Source organism: Isoptericola dokdonensis DS-3 (genome assembly GCF_001636295.1).
Classification (GTDB): domain Bacteria; phylum Actinomycetota; class Actinomycetes; order Actinomycetales; family Cellulomonadaceae; genus Isoptericola; species Isoptericola dokdonensis.
Genome location: NZ_CP014209.1, coordinates 1,415,782 through 1,439,403, shown reverse-complemented (window position 1 = coordinate 1,439,403; position 23,622 = coordinate 1,415,782). Strand labels below are relative to the sequence as shown.

The window sequence follows — 23,622 nt, the reverse complement described above, 5'->3', positions numbered from 1 at the left end:
CGGTGCCGCTCGCGGCGCGGCGCGCGCTCGCCCGCCGGGGGCTGCTCGCCCTGGTCGCCCTGCTCGTGGTCGTCGTCGCGACCACGGGCGGGGCGGCCCTCGGTCTGCTCACCGCGACGACGACGGCGTCCGCCCGGGCGGCGCTGGGTGGGACCGACCCGGCGGCCCTCGTCGTGACGACGCGGGTCGCTGACGACCCCGCCGCCCAGGAGGCGGGCCTCACCGCCGCCGTCGACGACCTCTTCGGCGGCGCGCCCGTGCGCGTGGCGCGCACCGAGTCCGCCGCGGAGGGCGACGCGCCGTTCGTGGTGTGGACCCTGACCCCTGACCTCTCCGCGCTGGTCCCGGACGACCTCGCGGGGCTCGCGGCGGGCAGCGTCGCGCTGCGCGACACCCTGCGCCAGGACGACGCGGTCGCCGTCCGCGGGATCACGGTCACCGGTGACCTGGGGGAGCGGGCGGCGGTCGAGCTCGCCGCCCTCGGCGCGGCGCGCGCCGTCGTCACCGTCCCGCTGGCCCTGCTGCTCCTCGTGTCGCTCGTCGCGCTGGCCCAGGTCGGCCGGGTGCTCGCGGGGGCGCGGGAGAACGAGGTCGAGATCCTCGTCGCGCGGGGGGCGTCCCCGCGTCGCCTCGTGGCGGCCGCGGCGGTGGAGGCGGTGGTCGTGGGCGTGCCGGCGGCGGCGCTCGGGACCGGGCTGGCCGCGCTGCTGCTCACCGGCCGGGGCCCGTGGACGCCCGGTCCGCCGGTGGCCGCCGGGGCCGTGACGGCACTCGCGGCCGTCGCCGTGCTCACGGGGGTCGTCGCGGCGCAGGCCCGTGCGGTGGCCGCCCGCGGTGCGCGGGACCGGTCGGGACGGCTGCGGCAGGCGGCGACCGCGGGCACGGTGGTCGCCGTGGCGGCGGTCGCGCTGCTGGGCCTGCTGCGGCTGCGCAGCCTCGGCTCGCCGGCGGTCCCCGGCGGGCAGGGCGTGGCGGACCCGCTGGCGGCCGCGGGCCCGGCGGTCGCCCTCGTCGCGCTCGGCCTGGCCGTGCTCGTGCTGCTCGGCCCGGCCACCCGGGCCTGGGCCACCCTCGCCGCGCGCGGCCCGCGCCTCACGGGGGTTCTCGTGGCACGGCGGACGGCGCGCGGGCTGCGGCTCGCCGTCGTGCCGGTCGTGCTGCTCGTGCTCGCCATCGGTTCGGCGGTCCTGGCCGGGGCGTACGCCGGGACGGAGGAGGCGGCCCGCGAGGGTGCCGCCGTGCAGGCGGTCGGCACCGACGTGCGGGTCGCCGTGCCGGGGCCCGGCACGGCCGGGGCCATGCTGGGTCCGTCGGCCCCGCCGCCCGACGCGACGGCGTTCGCCGCCCTCCCCGGGGCCGCGGCGGCCGCACCCGCACTCGTCGGCGACGCGACGGTGCAGGGCGAGGACGTGGGGGCCACCGCCCTGCCCGCGGACGCCGTCCCCGGCGTCGTGCGCACTCCCGGCGCGGCGACGATCGCGGACCCCCTGCGCGGGACCGACCCGTTCGCGGGCGCGCCGGTGCTCCCCGACGACGCCAGCGGCCTCGAGCTCGTCCTCGCCGGCAGCGTCACGCCGGACCTCGCGGCCGCCGAGATCGCCGAGGTGCAGGACGCGGACGTCGCGCCGACCGTCGCCGTCACGCTCTGGCTCGTCGCGCCCGACGGCACGCTGACGGTGCTCGACGCGGGCTCGCCCGCGCTCGGCACGGCGGGGGAGCGGACCCGCCTGTCCGTGCCGGTCGAGGACCTGCCCGCCGGGTCCCGGCTCGCCGCCGTCGGCCTCGACCTCGGCCCGGCCGTCGTGCCGACCCGGGTGGACGTCCGGCTGGAGGCCCTGACCGCGCGGACCGCGGCCGGGGAGGTCCCCGTCGACCTCGACGCCGGCTGGACGCCGGTCGGTACCGCGCCCGCCGACGACCTCGACGACGGACGGGTGCCGCGGTTCACCACGACCCTCACCTCGCCCGCACCGTCGTGGGCGCGCCTGGTGGCCGGGTCGTCGGACCCGGGCCCGGGCGTCCCCGCCCTCGTGACCGACGCGGCCGCAGCCCGGTGGGACGCCACCGCCGGCGACGTCGTCGAGGTGACGTGGGCGGGCACCGCGGTGCCGCTGGAGGTCGTCGGCACGGTCGCCGAGGTCCCCGGCCAGTCCCGTGCCGCCGCCGTCCTCGTCGACCTCGGCACCCTCGATGCGGCACTGCTGCGCACCGCCCCCGGCCTGCCCCGGCCGGGCGAGGTCTGGGTGGCCGCGACCTCGCCGGACGCCGTCCCGGCGCTCGCGCAGGACGCCGCGGCCACGGCACGGGCCGCAGCGCCGGAGCCCGGCACAGTGACGGTCACGACGGTCGCCGACGCCGCCGGGGCGGACGCGGGCTCCCCGGTGCGGCTCGTGTTCCTCGTCGTCGCCGCCGGCGCGGTGCTCGTCGCGCTGCTCGGGCTCGCCGCCGTCGCCGTCACGACGACGGCGGGCCGCCGCGCCGAGGTGGTCGTGCTGCGCGCGCTGGGCGTGCCGCCGCGGGCGCAGGGGGCGGGGCGGGCGCTCGAGCTCGGTGTCGTCGCCGTTGCCGGGACCCTCTCCGGGCTGCTCGCCGGGGGCGTGGTCGCGGTGCTCGCCGTGCCGGGCCTGGTCGCGGGCGTCGTGCCGGGGACGGCCGCCCCCGTCGCCGTCCTGCCGGGGCCCGTCCTGGTCGCCGTCCTCGCCGCCGTCGGCGGGTCCGCCGTGGTCGCCGGGGCCGTCGCCGCCGTCGTCGCGGCCCAGGCCCGCGACACCGACTACCGTCCGGAGGTGCGATGAGCCTGCTGCTCCTGGTCGCCCGCCACCTGCGCACCGCGGTGGCCGCCTCGCTCGCGCTCGGCGTCGTCGCGCTGCTGGCCGCCGGGGTGACCTCCGCCGTCCCCCGCGCGGTGGCCGCGATGCACGCCGACCAGCTCGCGCAGGCCACCGCGTCCACGTCGGCGGTCAGCCGTGATGTCGTGTCCGTGAGCACGTCGTTCCCCGGGTACGGCGAACTGTTCGAGCCGTACCACGGGCTCGACCTCGCCGATGGTCCGGACGAGCTGGAGCCGCCGCAGCCGGACCTGGAGTCCTACCTGGACGGGCTGCGCGACCTGGCCGCCGCCCAGCCGGAGCCGCTCGCCGGCGTGCTGGGCGAGCCGGACCTGCTCGTCAGCTCGCCGCGCGTCGAGACCGCGCTCGTCGAGAGCAACGACGTCGCCGACCCCGGCGTGGTGCTGCGCGCCGGACCGACGGCGGCCGATCGCGTCGTGACGGTCGAGGGTCGGTGGCCGCGGCCCACCACGGTGCTCGCCGACACGAACCTGCTGCTGCCCGGGTCCGACGGCGTCGTGGACGTCACCGTCGCACCGATCGAGGTCACCATGTCCACGACCGCCGCGGACGAGCTCGGCTGGACGGTCGGGTCCGTCCACGAGACGGCCGACCCGGTGCTGCCACCGCTGCGCCTCGTCGGCACCTGGGAGCCCGTCGACCCCACCGCCGACTACTGGCAGCACGGGCCGCTGGCCGTGACGCCCGAGATGCTGGTCGACCCGAACGTCGGGCGGATCGTCACCGGTGCCGTGTTCGCGGACCCGGGGACCCTCGCAGGCTGGATCGACGACCCCTCCGCCCGCGTCTGGTACGCCGTCGACGCCACCGGCGTGCCCGCGGCGGACACCGAGGAGCTGCTCGCCCAGCTGCGCGGGTTCACCGCCGCCACGTCGACCGTCGTCGAGGCCGACACCGCCGTGCTGGAGCCCTCCTCCGGCCTCGTCGAGGTGCTCGCCACCACCCTGGGGCAGCGGCGCGGAGTCGACGCGATCGTCGCCGTCCTCGCCGTCGGGCCGCTGGGCGCCCTCGTCGCGGTGCTGGCCCTGGCCGCCCGGCTCGTCGTCGACCAGCGGCGGCACGCCCTCGCCCTCGTCCGCGCCCGCGGGGCGTCCGGGGCGTGGGCGCGCTCCGTCGTCGCCGCCGAGGGCCTCGTCGTGGGCGTCCCGGGAGCGCTGCTCGGGCTCCTCGCCGGCCTCGCGGTGGTGCCCGGGACACCGACGGCGGTGCAGGTCGCCACCGCGCTGGCCTGCGGCGTCGCACCCGCCGTCGCGCTCGCGCTGTCCGCCGGGGACGCCGGCCTGCGGGAGCGTCGCCGCGACCTCGGGACGGCCCCGGCGCGGCGTCGGCGTGCCCGGCTGGGGGGCGAGGTCGCGGTGGCGGCAGCGGCCGCGGTGACCACCTGGCTCGCGCTCGACCGGGGCGTCGTCAGCGGCGCCGCCGACGGCCGCGGCCTCGACCCCGTGCTCGTCGCGGCCCCGCTGCTCGTGTCCCTGACCGCCGCGCTGCTGACCGTCCGCGCCGTCCCGCCGGTGCTGCACGCCGTCGAGCGGGTCCTGGCACGACGGCGCGACCTCGTGCCGTTCCTCGGCGCCGCCCGGGTGCGCCGCGACCCCGCGGGCGGGCTCGTGCCCGCCGTCGCGCTCGTGCTCGCCGTGGGGACCGCCGCGTCGTCGGTCGTGCTGGCCTCGACCGTGCGCGCCGGCGTCACCCACGAGGCGTGGGGCGAGGTCGGCGCCGACGTCCGGGTCGCCGGCCCGGTCGTCGACGCGGACACCGCCGCGGTCCTCGCCGCCGTGGACGGCGTGGACGACGTCGCCACCGTGCGCGACGCGGGCCGCTGGCTGCTGGGCGACGTCCAGGTGACCCTCTACCTCACCCCGGGCGATGCTCTCGCCCGGGTGCAGACGGACGTCCCCGGCGCTCCCGAGCACCTCGACCGGCTCTCCGCGGCCGGGGACGGGCTGCCCGTCGTCGCCGCGGGCGACGTGGGCGCCACCCGTGCGCTCGCCGGTGCCGCGGGCGCGCCGGTGCCGCTGGACGTGCTGGACACCGTCGACCGGTTGCCAGGCCTGCCGCCGACGTCCGCCGCGCTGCTGGCCGACGAGGCGGCGGCCGCCGCGCTGCTCGGCACGGGTGACGGGACGGCGCGCCTGGCGCTCGTCGGTCTCGACGCCGGCGCCGACCGCACCGAGGTGGACGCCGCGGTCGCCGAGCTCCTGCCGACCGCCGTCGTCGACGACCCGCTGGCGGGGGAGCGGGCGCTGCTCGCCACGCCGTCGGCCGCCGGGCTCCAGGCGGCGTTCGTCGTCGCGGTGGTGGCGTCCGCCCTGCTCAGCGCGGCCGCGGTGGTGCTCGCCCTCGTGCTCGGAGGACCGGCCCGGGCACGGCTCCTCGCGGTGCTGCGCACCCTCGGCCTGCCGCGCGGCGCCGAGCGCGGCCTCGTGCTGTGGGAGGTCGGGCCCTGGGTCGGCGCCGCCCTGGTGACCGGCGCGGTGCTGGCCTGGGCGGTCCCCGCCCTCGTCGTGGCGATGGTGGACCTGACCCCGCTCACCGGGGCCGCCACGGCCCCCACCCTGGCGGCCGACCCCTGGTGGCTCGCCGCGCTGGGCGCCGGCCTGCTGGTCGTCGTGGCCGCGGGTGCGGCCGTGACCGGGCTGCTCGGACGACGCCGCGAGGTCGATCACCTGCGCGGCGGGACGGACTGAAGGAGGAGACCATGAGCGACATCGTGTGCCGCGGCCTGGTGCGCATCTTCGCGACCGACGGGGTCGAGGTGCAGGCCCTCCAGGGCCTCGACCTCACCGTCGAGCGGGGCGAGCTGGTGGCCGTCGTCGGGGCCTCGGGCTCGGGCAAGTCCACGCTGCTGGGCATCCTGTCCGGGCTGGACACCCCCACGGGCGGGTCGGCGTCGGTCGCCGGCGTCGACCTGTCGACCCTCACCCGGGCGGGCCGCGTCGACTTCCAGCGGCACCGGGTCGGGTTCGTCTGGCAGCAGACGTCGCGGAACCTGCTGCCGTACCTGACGGCCGCGCAGAACGTCCGGCTCGTGCTCGACGTCGCCCGGGGCCCCCGCGGCGAGCGCGGCCCCCGGGTCGCCGAGCTGCTCGACCTGCTCGGCGTCGCGGACGTCGCCGACCGGCGGCCGGGCGAGATGTCCGGTGGTCAGCAGCAGCGCGTCGCGATCGCCGTCGCCGTGGCGAACCGCCCGCAGGTGCTCCTGGCGGACGAGCCCACGGGCGAGCTCGACGAGGCCACCAGCGTCGAGGTGCTCGAGGCGCTGCGCGGCGTCAACGAGGCCACCGGTGTCACGACCCTGGTCGTCACGCACGACCCCACGGTCTCGGGGCACGTGGCGCGCACGATCCAGATCCGGGACGGCCGCACCTCGACGGAGGTGCTGCGCCGCACCGAGACCGACGCCGACGGCGTCGAGACGCATCACGCGCAGGAGTACGCGGTCCTCGACCGGGTGGGCCGGCTCCAGCTGCCGCACGAGTTCGTCGAGGCCCTGGACCTGCGCGAGCGCGTGCGTCTCGCGCTCGAGCCCGACCACGTGCAGGTCCGCCCGGACCGCGACGAGGAGGACCCCCGATGAGCACCCCCACGACACCGCCGTCCGTCCCGTCGGCCGCCGCGGCCACCACGGCGCCGACGGCGGCGCTGCGCTGCGCGGACGTCACCCGGACGTTCGGCCGGGGCGACGCGCAGGTGCACGCCCTCCAGGGGGTGACCCTGGAGGTGGCCGCCGGGGAGCTGCTGGTGGTGCGGGGGCCGTCCGGGTCCGGCAAGACGACGCTGCTCAACGTGCTCGGCGGGCTGGACGCCCCGACGTCGGGCCGGGTGTGGCTGGGGGAGCGGGAGCTCACCGCGGTCCCGGCGGACGAGGTGCTGGCCGCGCGACGTGACGAGATCGGGTACGTCTTCCAGTCGTTCGGGCTCGTCCCGGTGCTGTCGGCCGCGGAGAACGTGGAGGTGCCGCTGCGCCTGCGCCGGGTCCCGGCGGGGGAGCGGGCGGAGCGGGTGGCCGACGCGCTGGAGCGTGTGGGCCTGTCCGGTCACGCGGACCAGCGCCCGTACGAGCTGTCCGGTGGTCAGCAGCAACGGGTGGGGATCGCTCGCGCCCTGGTCGCGGAGCCGCGGGTGCTCCTGGCGGACGAGCCGACGGGCCAGCTCGACTCGGCGACCGGCCGTCGGGTGATGGACCTGCTGCGCGAGCTGGTGCACACGGCCGGCACGGCGGCGGTGGTGACCACCCACGACCCCGAGCTGGTCGCGCGGGCGGACCGGGTCGTCGACCTGCACGACGGCGCGCTCCGGGGCCCCACCGTCGCACTGTGACCCAGATCACAGTGAATCATCTGCGAAACCGCTTGCGCTGGTCGCCATGTGTCGGGCGCGTTCCAATCAGGTCACGATCGGGCCAAGCCGGCCCGATAGGTGACGGGGGCCACCAAACGAGGGGATAGGCTCCTTCGCGATCATGGCGCGAGTGCGGACCCGCACCCGCGACCGGCCGCCCGGGCACCATCCCGGGACCGGCACACACACCCAGGAGGACACGTGACCCCTCGTCGACTCGCAGGGATCGGGGCATTCACCGTTGCCTCGGCACTCCTGCTCTCCGCGTGCGGGAGCTCCGGCTCCGGCGACGGCGACTCGACCGCCACCGGTGAGGGCGACGGCGCCAGCAGCGGCGTCGTCTCCGTCAGCAGCGGTGAGCCGCAGAACCCGCTGACCCCCGGCATGACCAACGAGGTCTACGGCGGTCTCGTGGTCAAGAACATCTACTCGGGCCTCGTCTACTACGACGCCGAGGGTGGCATCCAGAACGAGGTCGCCGAGTCCATCGAGTCCGAGGACAACACGACCTGGACGATCACGCTCCAGGACGGCTGGACCTTCTCCGACGGCACCCCCGTCACCGCGAGCTCCTTCGTGGACGCCTGGAAGTACACGGCGGACCTCGACAACGCCCAGAACCAGCAGTACTTCTTCAACGGCTTCGCCGGCTTCTCCGCCGAGGAGAGCTCCGACATCGCGGTCGAGGCCACCGACGAGCTGACGATCACCGCGGAGCTCTCCGCGCCGGCGGCCGACTTCCCGCTGTGGCTCGGCTACTCGGCGTTCTCCCCGCTGCCCGAGGCGTTCTTCGAGGACCCGTCGACCTTCGACGAGACCCCGATCGGCAACGGCCCGTACGTCCTCGACTCGTGGACCCACGACCAGGAGATCAACCTGGTCCCGAACGAGTCCTACAACGGTCCCCGCGCGGCGGCCAACGGTGGCGTCGACCTCCTCGCCTACACCGAGGAGGACACCGCGTACAACGACCTCCTCGGCGGCAACCTCGACGTCGTCATCAACGTGCCGTCGTCGGCCTTCGCGACCTTCGAGGACGAGCTGGGCGAGCGGGCGGTCAACCAGCCGTCGGCCCTCATCCAGGTCGTCAACGTCCCGGAGTGGCTGCCCGAGTTCCAGGGCGAGGCCGGCCACATGCGCCGCCAGGCCATCTCGCACGCGATCGACCGCGACACCATCACCGAGCAGCTCTTCGCCGGCTCGCGCACCCCGGCGAAGGACTTCACGTCGCCGGTCATCGACGGCTGGTCGGACGACATCCCGGGCTCCGAGATGCTCGCGTACGACCCGGCCACGGCCAAGGAGCTGTGGGACGAGGCCGAGTCCATGGACCCGGTCGGCGACTACACGCTGAACATCGCCTCCAACGCCGACTCGGACCACCAGGACTGGATCGACGCCGTCTGCACCACGATCCGCCAGGACCTGGGCATCGGGTGCGAGTTCGCACCGTACACGACGTTCGACGAGTTCCTCGACGCCCGTGACAACGGTGAGGTCGACGGCATCTTCCGCGGTGGCTGGCAGGCCGACTGGCCGTCGATGAGCAACTTCCTCGGGCCGGTCTACGGCACGGGTGCGGGCTCGAACGACGCCCAGTACTCCTCCGAGGAGTTCGACGCCAAGCTCGCCGAGGCGGGCTCCGCCCCCGACGCCGAGACGGCCACCGCGCTGTACAAGGAGGCGCAGGAGATCCTGTTCTCCGACCTCCCCGGCATCCCGCTGTGGTACCAGAACGCGACCGGCGCCTTCAGCGAGAACGTCGAGAACGTCGTCTTCGGCTGGGACAGCGACCCGATCCTGTACCAGATCACCAAGGAGTGACGACCCCCTGAGGCGGTCGGGCCGGGACACTCTCCCGGCCCGGCCGCCTCGGGCACCGAGCGGTCGGCCCGGTCCACCTCGGACCCGCCGACCGCTCGTCGCGCGGGCGGGGAGGCCCACCAGGCCTCCCCGCCCACCGCTGTGACCGCGGCCCGACCGGGCCGCGGGCCCGTGTAACCCGTAGCCTGGGGAGAACCTCCCGGGCCCACGAGGAGACTTTTTCGCATGCTCTGGTATCTCGGACGCAGGCTCCTGCAGGTGATCCCTGTGTTCCTGGGGGCCACCCTCCTGCTCTACGCCCTGGTGTTCCTGCGCCCCGGCGACCCCGTCGCCGCGCTCGGCGGCGAACGCGGTCTGCCCGAGGCGGTGCAGGACCAGATCCGCGCCGAGTACAACCTGGACCAGCCGTTCATCGTCCAGTACCTGCTCTTCCTCAAGGGCGTCGTGACCCTCGACTTCGGCGTCGACTTCCGCGGTCGCGAGATCGCCGACGTCATCGCCGCGGCGTTCCCCGTCACGATCCAGCTCGCGCTCATGGCGCTCGTCATCGAGGCCGTCTTCGGCATCGCGTTCGGCCTGTGGGCCGGCATGCGCAAGGGCGGCATCTTCGACGGCACGGCGCTGGTCGTCAGCCTGTTCTTCATCGCCGTCCCGACGTTCGTCGTCGGCTTCGTCATGCAGATCGTCGTCGGTGTGAAGCTCGAGTGGCTGCCCGTCACCGCGGGACGAGATCCCGACTTCGTCAGTCTGCTCATGCCCGCGATGGTGCTGGCGGCGACGTCGTTCGCGTACGTCCTGCGGCTCACGCGCACGTCGGTGGCGGAGAACCTGTCGGCCGACTACGTGCGCACGGCGCGCGCCCGCGGCCTGCGCCGGTCCCAGGTGACCGGCCGCCACGTGCTGCGCAACTCCCTCATCCCCGTGGTGACGTTCCTCGGCGCCGACATCGGCGCCCTCATGAGCGGCGCGATCATCACCGAGGGCATCTTCAACATCAACGGCGTCGGCGGGACGCTCTACGACGCGATCACCCGCGGCGAGTCCATCACCGTCGTCTCGCTCACCACCGTGCTGGTGCTGGTCTACATCGGGGCGAACCTCCTGGTGGACCTGCTGTACGCCGCCCTCGACCCGAGGATCCGCTATGCCTGAGAACCGCTACGACACCCCGGGCGCCGCGGCCACCACCCCGCGACCCGGCCAGGAGCGCTACACCGCGCCGTTCGACGAGGGCGGCCTCGGCGCCGTCGACGCCGTCAGGACCGACGAGGCGCCGACGAGCCTGTGGCGCGACTCCTGGCACCAGATGCGCAGCCGCCCGCTGTTCTGGGTCGCCGGCGTGATCATCGTGGTCGTCGTGCTCGTCGCGGCGTTCCCGTCCTGGTTCACCTCGCTGGACCCGCGCCTCGACTGCAACCTCAGCCAGGCCCTCGGCGGGCCGGAGGCGGGTCACCCGTTCGGCTTCGACCGGCAGGGCTGCGACATCTACACGCGCACCATCTACGGCGCCCGCGCGTCGGTCGTCGTCGGTGTGCTGACCACCCTCATGGTCGTCGTCATCGGCACGACGATGGGCTCCATCGCCGGCTACTACGGCAAGTGGTTCGACACGATCCTGTCCCGCACCACCGACATCTTCTTCGCGATCCCGCTGGTCCTCGGTGCGATCGTCATCATGTCGCTGTCGCAGAACCGGACGGCCTTCACCGTCGCGTTCGTGCTCGCGGTGTTCGGCTGGCCACAGATCGCCCGCATCACGCGGGGCACGGTGCTGTCGGTGAAGAACAACGAGTACGTCACCGCCGCGAAGTCGCTCGGCATGGGCAAGGGCAGGATCCTGCTCCAGCACGTCCTGCCGAACTCGGCCGCGCCGATCATCGTCTACGCGACGGTGGCGCTCGGCCAGTTCATCGTGGCCGAGGCCACGCTGAGCTTCCTCGGCATCGGCCTGCCGCCGTCCACGGTCTCCTGGGGCGGTGACATCTCCGCCGCGCAGAGCGCGATCCGCACCGCGCCGGAGATCCTGCTCTACCCGGCCGCCGGGCTGGCGATCACCGTGCTCGGATTCATGATGATGGGCGACGTCGTGCGCGACGCCCTCGACCCGAAGGCTCGCAAGCGATGACGACACAGATCACCGTGACCGAGGGCGACGGCGAGGACCGCCCCGTCGACCCGAGCACGCCGCTGCTGGAGATCCGCGACCTGCAGATCTCCTTCACCACCGCCGTCGGCGAGGTCCAGGCCGTGCGCGGCGTCGACCTCACCGTCTACCCCGGCCAGAGCGTCGCGATCGTCGGCGAGTCCGGCTCCGGCAAGTCGACGACCGCCGCGGCGATCATCGACCTGCTGCCCGGCACGGGCCGCGTGACCGGCGGGTCCATCACGTTCGGCGGGCGCGAGCTCGTCGGCGCGACCCGCAAGGCCAAGGAGGCCCTGCGCGGCCGGGAGATCGGCATGGTCCCGCAGGACCCGATGTCGAACCTCAACCCGGTGTGGCGCATCGGCACCCAGGTGACCGAGGCCCTCAAGGCCAACGGCTTCCAAGGGTCCAAGGCCGACCTGCGGGCCCGCGTGGCGGAGGTGCTGGCCGAGGCCGGCCTGCCCGACGCCGAGCGCCGCGCCCGGCAGTACCCGCACGAGTTCTCCGGCGGCATGCGCCAGCGTGCCCTCATCGGCATCGGCCTGGCCTCGCGCCCCCGGCTGCTCATCGCCGACGAGCCCACCTCGGCGCTCGACGTCACCGTGCAGCGGCAGATCCTCGACCACCTCGGGGACATGACGCGCGACCTCGGCACCGCCGTGCTGTTCATCACCCACGACCTGGGCCTGGCCGCCGAGCGCGCCGAGCACCTCGTCGTGATGTTCAAGGGCCGCATCGTCGAGTCCGGGCCCGCCCGGGAGATCCTCGCCGACCCGCAGCACCCGTACACCCAGCGGCTCGTGGCCTCGGCCCCGTCGCTCGCGTCGCGCCGCATCCAGGTCGCGCACGAGCACGGCGAGGAGTCCGAGGAGCTCAAGGCGCACCACGGCGACGTGGAGCAGGCTCCGGCCGGCCCGAAGGACGTCGTCGTCGCGAAGAACCTCACCAAGGTCTTCCAGATCCGCGGCTCCCGCCCGGGCTCGACGACCGACTTCAAGGCCGTGGACGACGTCTCGTTCACCCTCGGCCGTGGGCGCACCCTCGCCCTGGTGGGCGAGTCGGGCTCCGGCAAGTCGACCGCCGCGAACATGGTGCTCGGCCTGCTCGAGCCCACGTCCGGCACCGTCGAGTTCGACGGGGTCGACGTCGCCTCCCTGAACACCAAGGAGGCGTTCGCGTTCCGGCGTCGCATCCAGCCGGTGTTCCAGAACCCCTACGGGTCGCTCGACCCCATGTTCTCCATCTACCGCTCGATCGAGGAGCCGCTGAAGCTGCACCGCGTCGGGTCGGCGAAGGAGCGCGAGCAGCGGGTCCGTGAGCTGCTCGACCTGGTGTCCCTGCCGCAGTCCGCCATGCGCCGGTTCCCCAACGAGCTCTCCGGAGGCCAGCGCCAGCGCATCGCCATCGCCCGAGCCCTCGCCCTCAACCCCGAGGTCGTCGTGCTCGACGAGGCGGTGTCCGCGCTCGACGTGCTCGTCCAGGCGCAGATCCTCGAGCTGCTGGACAACCTGCAGAAGAACCTGGGCCTGAGCTACCTGTTCATCACCCACGACCTGGCGGTCGTCCGCCAGATCGCGGACGACGTGGTGGTCATGCAGTCGGGCAGGGTCGTGGAGCAGGCGAGCACCGACGAGGTGTTCGACCGCCCGCGCGAGCAGTACACGCGCGACCTCCTCGCGGCCATCCCGGGCGCGGGCCTGGTCGGCGACCAGATCGCCGGCTGAGCCCACCGCACGGCCGAGGACGCCGGCAGGCCCCCGGGCCTGCCGGCGTCCTTGCGCTTGCCGGGCACCACGAACCGGGTGAGGGTGACGCCATGGCCCGACGATCGACACTCGCCCCCGCGGTCTTCTACCCGGCCGCCGGACTGATCCTCCTCTTCGTCCTGGTGACGGTGGTCTTCTCCGACGGGGTGGCCGACGTCATGAGCACCCTGCAGGGCTGGGTGATCAGCGGGTTCGGCTGGTACTACATCGTCATCGTCGCGGCGTTCCTCATCTTCGCGATCTGGGTCGGGGTGAGCCGGTTCGGCGAGATCACCCTGGGACCGGACGACGGCGTCCCCGACTTCAAGCTGCCCGTGTGGTTCGCGATGCTGTTCGCCACCGGCATGGGGATCGGCCTCGTCTACTACGGCGTCGCCGAGCCGCTGTCGCACTTCACCTCGCCGAAGCCCGGGGTCTCGGGCGACGAGCCGCAGCTCGCCCAGGCCGCCATGGGCCAGACCTACCTCCACTGGGGGTTCCACGCCTGGGGCATCTACGTCGTCGTGGGCCTCGCGCTGGCCTACGCCATCCACCGCAAGGGGCGGCCCGTCTCCATCCGCTGGGCGCTCGAACCGATCCTCGGTGACCGCGTGAAGGGCCGGCTCGGCGACGTCATCGACGTGCTCGCCATCTTCGGCACGGTGTTCGGCGTCGCGACGTCGCTCGGCCTGGGCGTGCTGCAGGTCGCCGCCGGCCTCGACTACCTCGACGTCGCCGAACCGTCCCTCGCCCTGGAGATGGGGCTCATCGCCGCCATCACCGCCATCGCGGCCATCTCGGTCGCGTCCGGCCTGGAGAAGGGGATCAAGTGGCTGTCGAACGCCAACATGATCCTTGCCGGGGCGGTGCTCCTCGTCGTGCTGCTCGCCGGGTCGTCGCTGTTCATCCTGCGCGAGTGGGTGCAGTCCATCGGCTACTACTTCCAGAACGTCATGTTCCTGACGTTCGACACCCTGGCGTTCCAGGGCGACGCCGGGCTCGAGTGGGAGTCCGCCTGGACGATCTTCTACTGGGGCTGGTGGATCTCCTGGGCGCCCTTCGTAGGGCTGTTCATCGCCCGTATCTCCCGCGGTCGCACCGTCCGGGAGTTCGTCATGGGCACCCTGCTGGTCCCCATGATCGTCACCACCGTCTGGTTCAGCGTGTTCGGCGGGTCCGCCATCCACCAGGAGCGCAACGCCCCCGGCTCCCTGCTCGGTGCCGACGGCACCGTCGACACCGACACCGCCATGTTCCAGCTCTTCGACACGCTGCCCGTCGGCGGGACCCTGCTGGCCGTGGCGGCCCTCGTGCTCGTCGTCGTGTTCTTCGTGACCTCGTCGGACTCCGGGTCGTTCGTCGTCGACATGCTCGCCAACGGCGGCGACCAGAACCCGCCCCTGTGGTCGAGACTGTTCTGGGCGGTCCTCGAGGGCGGTGTCGCCATGGCGCTCCTCTACGCCGGCGGGCTCCAGTCGCTGCAGACGGCGGCGATCCTCACCGCCCTGCCCTTCACGCTCGTCATGATCGGCATGGCGGTCGCCGTGTGGAAGGCGCTCGACGCCGAGTACAAGGACATCACCCGCGCCGAACGCCGGCTGCGCCGCCGCGAGCTCACCGAGCACGTCACCGAGCACGTCACCGAGCACGTGACCGAGCACCTCGAGACGCTCACCGGTCAGGTCCCGGTCTTCACCAAGCCGCACGAGAGCGACGGCGATCGGGACGCCCGACGGCGCCGCAACGGTCCGCCCCGACGCCGACGTGAGGGATCTGACGAACCGCCGGCGGGCACCTCCGGGTAGGATGGACCGGCCCCGGTGTCCCGGTGCCGCCCTCCCACGGAAAGAGAACCGTAGATGTCTGTGCGCTCCGACCTGCGCAACGTGGCGATCGTCGCCCACGTCGACCACGGCAAGACGACCCTCGTGGACGCCATGCTGCGCCAGGCAGGCGCCTTCTCCGAGCGCCAGCAGGTCGACGACCGGGTGATGGACTCCGGCGACCTCGAGCGCGAGAAGGGCATCACGATCCTCGCGAAGAACACCGCCGTCCGGTACGCCGGACCGGCGGCCGCGGCGGCCGGCGAGCCCGACGGCATCACCATCAACGTCATCGACACCCCCGGTCACGCCGACTTCGGCGGCGAGGTCGAGCGCGGCCTGTCCATGGTCGACGGTGTCGTCCTGCTCGTGGACGCGTCCGAGGGCCCGCTGCCGCAGACCCGCTTCGTGCTGCGCAAGGCGCTGGCCGCCAAGCTGCCCGTCATCATCGTCGTCAACAAGGTCGACCGCCCCGACTCCCGCATCACCGAGGTCGTCGCCGAGGCCACCGACCTGCTGCTGGGGCTCGCCTCCGACCTCTCCGACGAGGTCCCCGACCTCGACCTCGACGCCGTCCTCGACGTGCCCGTCGTCTACGCGTCCGCCAAGGCCGGCCGCGCGTCCGTCGAGCAGCCCGCCGACGGCGCCCTGCCCGCCAACGAGGACCTCGAGCCGCTGTTCTCGACCATCCTGCAGACCATCCCGGCGCCGTCCTACGACGAGGACATGCCGCTGCAGGCGCACGTCACCAACCTCGACGCGTCGCCGTTCCTCGGCCGCCTCGCCCTGCTGCGCATCTTCAACGGCACCCTGCGCAAGGGCCAGACGGTCGTCTGGGCCCGCCAGGACGGCACCCAGCGCCCCGTGAAGATCACCGAGCTCCTCGAGACGAAGGCGCTCGACCGCGTCCCGGCCGAGTCCGCCGGGCCCGGGGACATCGTCGCCGTCGCCGGCATCGCCGACATCATGATCGGCGAGACGCTCACCGACGTCGACGACCCGCGCCCCCTGCCGCTCATCACCGTCGACGACCCCGCCATCTCCATGACCATCGGGATCAACACGTCCCCGCTGGCCGGCAAGGGCGGCAAGGGCCACAAGGTCACCGCACGCCAGGTCAAGGACCGCCTCGACGCCGAGCTCGTCGGCAACGTGTCGCTGCGCGTCCTGCCCACCGAGCGTCCCGACGCGTGGGAGGTCCAGGGCCGCGGCGAGCTCGCGCTCGCCATCCTCGTCGAGCAGATGCGTCGCGAGGGCTTCGAGCTCACCGTCGGCAAGCCGCAGGTCGTCACCAAGGACGTCGACGGCAAGCGCCACGAGCCGATGGAGCGCATGACCATCGACGTCCCCGACGAGTACCTCGGCGCCGTCACCCAGCTCCTCGCGCAGCGCAAGGGCCGCATGGAGACCATGTCGAACCACGGCACCGGCTGGGTCCGCATGGAGTTCGTCGTCCCCGCGCGCGGCCTCATCGGCTTCCGCACCAAGTTCCTCACCGAGACCCGCGGCACCGGCATCGCGTCCTCCCTCGCCGAGGGCTACGAGCCGTGGCACGGGCCCATCGAGTCCCGCGCCACCGGCTCGCTCGTCGCGGACCGCGCCGGCGCCGTCACGCCGTTCGCCATGATCAACCTGCAGGAGCGCGGTTCGTTCTTCGTGGACCCGACGCAGGACGTCTACGAGGGCATGGTCGTCGGCGAGAACTCCCGCAACGAGGACATGGACGTCAACATCACCAAGGAGAAGAAGCTGACGAACATGCGGTCCTCGACCGCCGACAACTTCGAGAACCTGGTGCCGCCGCGCAAGCTCACCCTCGAGGAGTCCCTCGAGTTCGCGGCCGAGGACGAGTGCGTGGAGATCACCCCGGAGATCGTCCGCATCCGCAAGGTGCACCTCGACGCCACCGAGCGCGCCCGCGCCGTCGCCCGGGCGAAGCGCGCCTGACCGCGTGGTGACGGACGGGTCACCGGTTCCTTCCTCGCGAGGCCGCCATCCGGCGGCTCGTGCCTCGCGGCCTCCCGCAAGGCCCGACCAGCCTCGCGACGAAGGAACCGGTGACCCGTCCTCGTGCGTCCCGGCGGGCTCGCCGTCCGCAGCCGCAGGCCCGGGCACCCCTTCCCCGCCGGTCGGTCCACCGATCTCGCCGCCCGACGTCCGTGCCGGTGCCGGCCTCAGAGTCGGTCCCCACCCGGTCGACCCGACCGTGGGGCCGCTGCTGGCGGTGCACGCGCACCCTGACGACGAGACGCTCGCGACCGGCGCGCTCCTGGCGGCCTGGGCGGCAGCGGGGGAGCGGGTCACCCTGGTGACCTGCACCCGCGGCGAGCGCGGTGAGGTCATCGACACCCCCGCCCACCCGACCGGGCTCGGGCACCTGGAGGGCGACGGGCCTGCGCTCGCCGCGCACCGGGAACGGGAGCTCACCGCCGCGCTCGCCGCGCTGGGGGTCGCCGACCACCTGTTCCTCGACGAGGTCGCCCCGGCGACGCCCCCGGACGGCGTCCGGTTCGAGGACTCCGGCATGGCATGGGTCGCGCCCGGCATCGCCGGGCCCGCCCCCGACTCCGGGCCCGGCGCCTTCGCCCGGGTGCCGCTCGACGAGGCGGCCGCCCGGCTCGCCGCCGTCGTGCGTGACCGTCGCCCCGCCGTCGTCGTCACCTACGAGGCCGGGGGCGGCTACGGCCACCCCGACCACGTGCGCGCCCACGACGTCACCGTGCGCGCCGTCGAGCTCGCCGCGGACCCGGCCGCTCCCGTCGCCGGTGAGCCCTGGACGGCGGCCCGGTGGGAGGTCGTTGCCCCCGCCGACGCGCTGCGCGGCGCCCGCCGCGCCCTCGCCGCCGACCCCGAGGTGCGCCGGCTCGTCGCCGCCGGTGCCCGCGTCGCCGACCCGGACGCCGTGCTGCCGCCCGTCGCCGTCGACGGCCCGGCCGGCGACGTCCGCACGCACGACGTCGCCCCCGTGCTCGACCGCGTGCTGGCCGCGCTGCGTGCCCACGCCACGCAGGTGCAGCACGTCGCGGCCCTCGACGCTCCCGGCGTCGTGGCCCGCTACGCCCTGAGCAACGACGAGCTCGCCCCGCTCCTGGCGACCGCCCACCTGCGCGTGGCCGCGACCGACGCGCCGGTAGGCTCGGCCCGGTGAGCCCCACCGCACCGCACCACGCGCACCCCCGGGCACCCGGCCGACCGTGCCCGGCCTGGTCGGCCGCGTCCTGCTGGCCCTGCTGCTCGGCGCCGTGATCGGGCTCGTCGGCACGGTCACGCACCGCAGCACCTGGGCCGACCTGCCGGTGGGTCTGGTCCTCGCGCTCGTCATGACCCTCGCCACCGCGGTGCTGTGCCGCGCCTGGACCGGGACGGGCGCGCTGCTGGCCGCCGGCGCGGGCTGGCTCGTCACCGTCCAGCTGCTCGCGACCGACGGACCGGGCGGCGACGTGCTCGTCCCGGCGGACCTCACGGGCTACCTGTGGACCTACGGTGGCCTGGTCCTCTTCGCCGTCGCGGCGTTCCTGCCGCGGCGCTGGTTCGACGACGAGCCGTCCGGCGGACCCGAGTAGGATCCGTGCTGGCGTGGCGCTGAGCCGCGACCACCGTCCCGGGGCCCTGACGGGTCCCCACCAGTGCAGCACGGAGCGTGTGTCGATGGGCCAGCCGAACGACGGCGACGAGAACCTGTCCGACGGCGGGACGACCGCCGGGAGCGCAGCGAGCCCGCCCGCCCCGACGACCCCTGCGTCCGCCGCGCCGGCGACGCCTCCGGCCCCCTCCGGACCGCCGGCGTCCGCCGCACCGCAGCGCACCCCGTTGCCGCAGCGACGACCGGCGCCGGATGTCGCTGCGTCCCCGGCCACGCCCCCCGCCGCGGCGACTCCCGCGGTCTCCTCCGCGTCGTCGCCGTCCGCGTCGCCGGCCACCGGACGGCCCGCGGCCTCGGCCTTCGCGCCGCCGGCGCCCATCGCCTCGCCGTCCTCGGCCCCGGCCTCCACGTCGTCGGCCGCGTCCCCGGTGGCCTCGCCCGCCCCCGCGCCTCCCGCGCCCGCCGCTGTACCGGCCGCGCCCGCCGCTGTACCGGCCGCGCGCGCGCAGGGCCCGGCCGCGCAGGACGCCCCCGAGGACGACGACACCCCCTACCAGCCCGCCGTGCGTGCCTACGAGCAGCGCCGGATCGGCACGATCTCGGCGCCGGTGGCGGGGCTGCCCACCGGTGCGCCCACCGAGGCGATCCCGTCGGTGGCCGCCGCGGGGGCAGGGTCCGGTGGCGGCACTGCCGCGGCCGACCCGTTGGCGGGTCTTGCCGGCGACGGCGCCCCCAGCCGGTGGCCGCGCGTGCTGATCGGCGCGGGACTGGGTCTGGTGATCCTCGCCGGCCTCTACGCCGGCGCGCAGTGGCTCGTCGCGGACGACGTCGCGAAGGGCACCACCGTGGCCGGGGTCGACGTCGGCGGTCTCCCCGCGGACGAGGCGGTCGCCACGCTCGAGTCCGACCTCGGGCCGCGAGCCGTCGAGCCGGTCGCGGTGCAGGCGGGCGACGCCACGGGCAGCCTGGACCCGGCGCAGGCCGGTCTCACGCTCGACGCGCAGGCGACGGTCGACTCCCTCACGGGCTTCACGCTCGACCCGGCCCGGCTGCTCGAGCACGTGCTCGGCGGGGACGAGGTGGCGCCCGTCGTCGACGTCGACCGGTCCGCCCTGTCGGCTGCGGTCGGGTCGGCCGCCGAGTCCCTCGCGAAGGAGCCCGTCGACGGCACCGTCCGGTTCACGGGCGGCGAGCCCGTCGCGACCGACCCCGCCGACGGCACCGCGGTCGTCGTCGACGCCGCGCAGGACGCGGTGGTGACGGGCTGGCTCGTGACCTCCGGCCCGATCGAGCTGCCGACCGAGCCCGTGCCGCCGGCGATCGACCAGGCGGACACCGACGCGGCCCTCGCCGAGGCGGAGCAGGTCGTGTCCGGCCCGGTGACCGTCGACGTCGGCGGCCAGAACCCCGAGCTGCCCGCACGGGTCCTGGCCCGTTCCACGTCGTTCGTCGCGCAGGACGGCGACCTCGTCACCACGTTCGACGGCGACCGGCTCACCAGCGCCGTCGTGGACCGTACCGACGACCTCCTGACCGAGCCCGACGACGCCCACTTCGAGTTCTCCGGCGGCGAGCCGGTGATCGTCGGCGGCGAGACCGGCACGACCCTCGATCCCGCGCAGGTCGCGGACTCCGTCGGCGCCGCCGCCGTCTCGACGGAGCGGACCGCCGCCGTCGAGCTGGTCGAGCAGGACCCGGAGGACACCCGCGAGTCGCTCGCGGAGCTCGGCGTGGACGAGGTGGTCTCGGAGTTCTCCACGCCGCTGACCAGCGAGCCGATCCGCACGAAGAACCTGGTGCGCGGCGCCGAGCTGGTCGACGGCACGCTGGTGAAGCCGGGGGAGACCTTCTCCCTGGTCGAGACGCTGTCGCCCATCGAGGTGTCCAACGGCTACTTCGCCGCGGGCGTCGTCAACAACGGCATCCACTCCGACGCCGTCGGCGGCGGCCTGTCCCAGATGGCCACCACCACGTACAACGCCGGGTTCTTCGCCGGGTTCGACGACGTCGAGCACCGCCAGCACAGCTACTGGTTCAGCCGCTACCCGGCGGGGCGCGAGGCGACGATCTACGTCGGCTCGATCGACATGAAGTTCACCAACGACACCCCGTACGGCGCCCTCATGCAGGCGTACGTCTCCGGCGGGCGCCTCTACGTCAAGATCTGGTCGACGGAGTACTACGACGTCGAGACGAGCGACTCCGGCAAGCAGAACGTCGTCCCCGCGTCCACGATCGACCGGTCGGGCGACCCCGGCTGCGAGCCGTACCCCGGCGGCGAGGACGGGTTCGACATCACCGTGTACCGCAAGGTCTACCTCGAGGGCGAGCTCGTCAAGGACGAGTCCGACTACTGGCGCTACAAGCCGGACGACGCCGTGAGCTGCTCGGCGTCCCGCGCCGAGGAGCGCGACGACGCGGCCGGTGACGGCGACGACCGGCCGGACGACACCGAGAAGAAGGACGAGGACGACTGATGCTGGGACGCACCTCGCGCGAGTCCCCGGTGCACGCGGCGCTCGCCGCACACCAGCACGGCTGGTCGGGCGTCGCGGTCGGCTCGCCCGTGCTGTCGGCCGTGCCCGACGAGTCGGTCGAGCTGCTCGACCTCGGCTCGACGGAGCAGACGCTCGCGACCGTCGCCGACATCGACGACCTCGCCGCCGTCGTGCACCTCGGCCACCCGGAGCAGCCGTCGCCGTCGCTGGAGCAGGCGCTGCTCGACGGCGACCCGTCGCTGATCGTCACCGCCGCGGTGACGGTCGCCCCCCGCTGGGTGTGGGTGTCCCCGCGGCCGGGAGGCGGCGCGGGGCAGGTCGTCGTGGACGAGGCCGGCGTGCGCGACTGCGCCGACGTCCTGCGTGGCATGGGCGTCAGCCCGCGCCTGGTGCCGACCGCGACCTCGCTGGAGGAACGGGTGGCGCTCGCCGGGGAGCACGGGTCGCTCGTGGTCGAGGACACGCGCGTCCCCGCCGGCTGGACCGCGATGGCGGGCAGCGACCGGCTCGGCGAGCGCGGACCCGTCTGGTACGGCCTGCTGGAGTCCCGCGCCGACTGGCCGCGCTTCATCGATCCCGCCCAGGTCTGGCTCGCCTTCGGGCCCTCCGCCGACCACCGCGGCTCCCTGCGGCACACGCTGTCCGTCATCGACGACGCGGGGGTCGACCTCCAGCACCTGCGCAGCCACCCGTCCGCGCAGGGGCCGCACGTCTTCTTCACCTCGTTCCGCTGCCCGTCCGTCGACGCCCTCGACGCGCTGGTGGCCGAGCTGGACGCCCGCGGCGTCGCCCACCGCACCCTCGCGGTGCTGCCGGGCGGCCACTTCGAGCCGGGCCCCGACCCCCTGGCTCCGCGGTGGGCCGGCGCGTGAGGGTCGCGTACCTCGGCCCCGAGGGGACCTTCACCCACCAGGCCGTGCTGACCTGGGCGGCGGGTCGCGTCACGGAGCCCGCACACGTCGACGCGCTGCCCCTGACGACCGTGGCGGCCGTGCACGACGCCGTGGCGGACGGCACGGCCGACCTCGGCGTCGTCGCGGTGGAGAGTTCCGTGGAGGGCTACGTCGTCCCGTCGGTCGACATGCTGCTCGCCACCGCCCGGGTCGCTGCCGTCGACGAGGTCGTGCTCGACGTGTCGTTCGACGCGTTCGTCCGTCCCGGTCACGGCCCCCTCACCGAGGTCACCGCGCACCCGCACGGGCTCGCCCAGTGCCGTCGGTTCACCACCGCGCACGGCCTGACGGAGGTCCCCGCGGCGTCCAACGCCGCGGCGTGCCGGGACGTCGCCGCGCACCAGGTCGCCCTCGGGCCGCGACTGTGCGGCGAGCTCTACGGCCTCGACACCCTCGCCGAACGGGTCGAGGACTTCGCGGGGGCACGCACCCGGTTCCTCGTGCTCGACCGGCGTGCCGACGCCCACGCCCGGCTCGCCGCCACGACGGCCGACGCCTGGCGCACGATGGTGGCCGTGACGCCCGTCGTCACCGGACCCGGCGTGCTCGCGCGGGTCACCCGCGCCTTCGCCGAGCGCGACGTCAACATGTCGAGCCTCGTCACCCGGCCGCTGAAGGCCCGCGAGGGCCAGTACGTGTTCGTCGTGACCCTCGACGCCGCGCCCTGGGAACCGGGGGTCCGCGACCTGTTCGGCGACCTCCTGGCCGCCGGCGACGCGCTCAAAGTGCTCGGCGCCTATCCCGCCGCGCCGGGGGAGGGCGGTCTCGACGGTGTCCTCGCCGACCACGCACCCACCGGCAGCGTCCGGGCCGACGACGCCCCCACCACGGTCGCGCAGGGCCTGCTGTGGTGAGCTTGCCGCCCGGCGCGCCGGGTCGTGTGGCGGTGGTCGGCCTCGGGCTCATCGGCGGGTCGCTGGCCCGCCTGCTGCACGCCCGCGGCGTCGACGTGGTCGCGACCGACGTCGTGCCGGCCGCCCGCCAGGCCGCCCGCCGGGCCGGGCTCGCCGTCGCGGACGACGTGGCCGCGTGCGTCCCCGACGCCGCGCTCGTCGTGCTGGCCGTCCCCCTGCGCGTCATGGGGGTCGTCGCGGAGCAGGTGGCCGCCGCGGCGCCCGCCCACGCCACCGTCACGGACGTCGGCAGCGTCAAGGGGCCCGTGCGGGACGCCGTGCGCGCCGCCGGGCTCGGCGACCGGTTCGTCGGCGCGCACCCGATGTCCGGCACCGAGCGCAGCGGCTTCGACGCCTCCACCGCGGACCTGCTCGACGACGTCGTCTGGGCGGTCACCGTCGACGACCCGGCCGCCGTGGACCCCGACCGGCTGCGGCAGGTCCTGGCGCTCGTCACGGGCCCCCTGCGCGGCCGGGCGACGGTGGTCACCGACGACGTGCACGACGAGGCCGCCGCGCTGGTCAGCCACGTCCCGCACGTGCTGGCGACGCAGCTGCTCAACGCCGTCGCGGGCGCGCCGGTGCGGCACGTCGCCCTGCGGCTGGCGGCGGGCAGCTTCCGCGACGGCACCCGGGTCGCGTTCGGCGACCCGGCGCGCACCGCGGCGATGGTCGGGCAGAACGCCGGCTGGGTGGCACCCGCGCTGCGCAAGGTGGTGCGGGACCTCGAGGTGCTCGTGGCGGCGCTGGAGACGAACGGTGCGACGCACGACTTCTTCCACGCCGCGGACGACGTGCGCGCGACGGGCCGGCCGGTCCGGGCGGTGCGGGACGGCGCCGCTGCCCGCACCGAGCGGTTCGCGCTGACGGGGGACTGGGCCGCCGCGCTCGTCGAGCGCTGCACCGCCGGGGCCGTCGTCGTCGGCGTGACGCCCCACGGCGCCGACCTCGAGGTGCCGGCGGGCTGAGC

16 protein-coding genes are annotated in these 23,622 nt (G+C 74.8%); all 16 read left to right on the top strand.

What is annotated here, in order from left to right:
• Nucleotides 1-2: 2 nt before the first annotated feature.
• The 16 genes from I598_RS06810 to I598_RS06735 all read left to right on the top strand — a co-directional run bounded on the left by I598_RS06810 (nt 3) and on the right by I598_RS06735 (nt 23,620).
• Nucleotides 3-2,795 (top strand): FtsX-like permease family protein, encoded by a 2,793-nt coding sequence (locus tag I598_RS06810; protein ID WP_068202318.1) that lies wholly within the window; start codon nt 3-5, stop codon nt 2,793-2,795.
• Nucleotides 2,792-5,536, top strand: a complete 2,745-nt coding sequence (locus tag I598_RS06805; protein ID WP_068202317.1) for a hypothetical protein — start codon at nt 2,792-2,794, stop codon at nt 5,534-5,536. The genes I598_RS06810 and I598_RS06805 overlap by 4 nt, the downstream gene beginning before the upstream one ends.
• An 11-nt stretch (nt 5,537-5,547) precedes the next feature.
• Nucleotides 5,548-6,426, top strand: a complete 879-nt coding sequence (locus tag I598_RS06800; RefSeq protein ID WP_068202316.1) for an ABC transporter ATP-binding protein — start codon at nt 5,548-5,550, stop codon at nt 6,424-6,426.
• Nucleotides 6,423-7,169 carry an ABC transporter ATP-binding protein gene (locus I598_RS06795; protein ID WP_068202315.1) on the top strand — a complete coding sequence of 249 codons (747 nt, stop codon included), beginning with the start codon at nt 6,423-6,425 and terminating at the stop codon, nt 7,167-7,169. Before I598_RS06800 ends, I598_RS06795 begins: the two co-directional genes overlap by 4 nt.
• 222 nt (nt 7,170-7,391) lie before the next feature.
• Nucleotides 7,392-9,014, top strand: a complete 1,623-nt coding sequence (locus I598_RS06790) for a peptide ABC transporter substrate-binding protein (protein WP_068202314.1) — start codon at nt 7,392-7,394, stop codon at nt 9,012-9,014.
• A 225-nt stretch (nt 9,015-9,239) separates the two neighbouring features.
• Complete coding sequence (locus I598_RS06785; RefSeq protein ID WP_068202313.1) at nt 9,240-10,166, top strand: ABC transporter permease; 927 nt, start codon at nt 9,240-9,242, stop codon at nt 10,164-10,166.
• Nucleotides 10,159-11,139, top strand: a complete 981-nt coding sequence (locus I598_RS06780) for an ABC transporter permease (RefSeq protein ID WP_068202312.1) — start codon at nt 10,159-10,161, stop codon at nt 11,137-11,139. Before I598_RS06785 ends, I598_RS06780 begins: the two co-directional genes overlap by 8 nt.
• Nucleotides 11,136-12,881: a dipeptide ABC transporter ATP-binding protein gene (locus I598_RS06775; protein WP_068202311.1), complete on the top strand. Its 1,746-nt coding sequence runs from the start codon at nt 11,136-11,138 to the stop codon at nt 12,879-12,881. Before I598_RS06780 ends, I598_RS06775 begins: the two co-directional genes overlap by 4 nt.
• Nucleotides 12,882-12,973: 92 nt before the next feature.
• Nucleotides 12,974-14,707 carry a BCCT family transporter gene (locus tag I598_RS06770; RefSeq protein WP_068202310.1) on the top strand — a complete coding sequence of 578 codons (1,734 nt, stop codon included), beginning with the start codon at nt 12,974-12,976 and terminating at the stop codon, nt 14,705-14,707.
• Nucleotides 14,708-14,761: 54 nt separating this feature from the next.
• Nucleotides 14,762-16,672, top strand: a complete 1,911-nt coding sequence (typA, locus tag I598_RS06765) for a translational GTPase TypA (RefSeq protein WP_068202309.1) — start codon at nt 14,762-14,764, stop codon at nt 16,670-16,672.
• Nucleotides 16,673-16,949: 277 nt separating this feature from the next.
• Nucleotides 16,950-17,873 carry a PIG-L family deacetylase gene (locus tag I598_RS06760; protein WP_232314287.1) on the top strand — a complete coding sequence of 308 codons (924 nt, stop codon included), beginning with the start codon at nt 16,950-16,952 and terminating at the stop codon, nt 17,871-17,873.
• Between the two features lie 46 nt (nt 17,874-17,919).
• Nucleotides 17,920-18,288 (top strand): DUF6113 family protein, encoded by a 369-nt coding sequence (locus I598_RS06755; RefSeq protein WP_068202308.1) that lies wholly within the window; start codon nt 17,920-17,922, stop codon nt 18,286-18,288.
• Between the two features lie 448 nt (nt 18,289-18,736).
• Nucleotides 18,737-20,785 carry a VanW family protein gene (locus tag I598_RS06750; protein ID WP_232314286.1) on the top strand — a complete coding sequence of 683 codons (2,049 nt, stop codon included), beginning with the start codon at nt 18,737-18,739 and terminating at the stop codon, nt 20,783-20,785.
• A complete protein-coding gene (locus I598_RS06745) occupies nt 20,785-21,678 on the top strand; it encodes a hypothetical protein (RefSeq protein ID WP_068202307.1) in 894 nt (297 codons plus the stop codon). Before I598_RS06750 ends, I598_RS06745 begins: the two co-directional genes overlap by 1 nt.
• Complete coding sequence (locus I598_RS06740) at nt 21,675-22,613, top strand: prephenate dehydratase (RefSeq protein WP_232314285.1); 939 nt, start codon at nt 21,675-21,677, stop codon at nt 22,611-22,613. Before I598_RS06745 ends, I598_RS06740 begins: the two co-directional genes overlap by 4 nt.
• Nucleotides 22,610-23,620: a prephenate dehydrogenase gene (locus I598_RS06735; RefSeq protein WP_232314284.1), complete on the top strand. Its 1,011-nt coding sequence runs from the start codon at nt 22,610-22,612 to the stop codon at nt 23,618-23,620. Before I598_RS06740 ends, I598_RS06735 begins: the two co-directional genes overlap by 4 nt.
• Nucleotides 23,621-23,622: the final 2 nt, after the last annotated feature.

Coding starts and splice junctions, on each gene's coding strand:
- I598_RS06785 (WP_068202313.1), top strand. CDS start 9,240: ATGCTCTGGTATCTCGGACGCAGGCTCCTGCAGGTGATCCCTGTGTTC.
- I598_RS06805 (WP_068202317.1), top strand. CDS start 2,792: ATGAGCCTGCTGCTCCTGGTCGCCCGCCACCTGCGCACCGCGGTGGCC.
- I598_RS06780 (WP_068202312.1), top strand. CDS start 10,159: ATGCCTGAGAACCGCTACGACACCCCGGGCGCCGCGGCCACCACCCCG.
- I598_RS06770 (WP_068202310.1), top strand. CDS start 12,974: ATGGCCCGACGATCGACACTCGCCCCCGCGGTCTTCTACCCGGCCGCC.
- typA (WP_068202309.1), top strand. CDS start 14,762: ATGTCTGTGCGCTCCGACCTGCGCAACGTGGCGATCGTCGCCCACGTC.
- I598_RS06775 (WP_068202311.1), top strand. CDS start 11,136: ATGACGACACAGATCACCGTGACCGAGGGCGACGGCGAGGACCGCCCC.
- I598_RS06745 (WP_068202307.1), top strand. CDS start 20,785: ATGCTGGGACGCACCTCGCGCGAGTCCCCGGTGCACGCGGCGCTCGCC.
- I598_RS06800 (WP_068202316.1), top strand. CDS start 5,548: ATGAGCGACATCGTGTGCCGCGGCCTGGTGCGCATCTTCGCGACCGAC.
- I598_RS06795 (WP_068202315.1), top strand. CDS start 6,423: ATGAGCACCCCCACGACACCGCCGTCCGTCCCGTCGGCCGCCGCGGCC.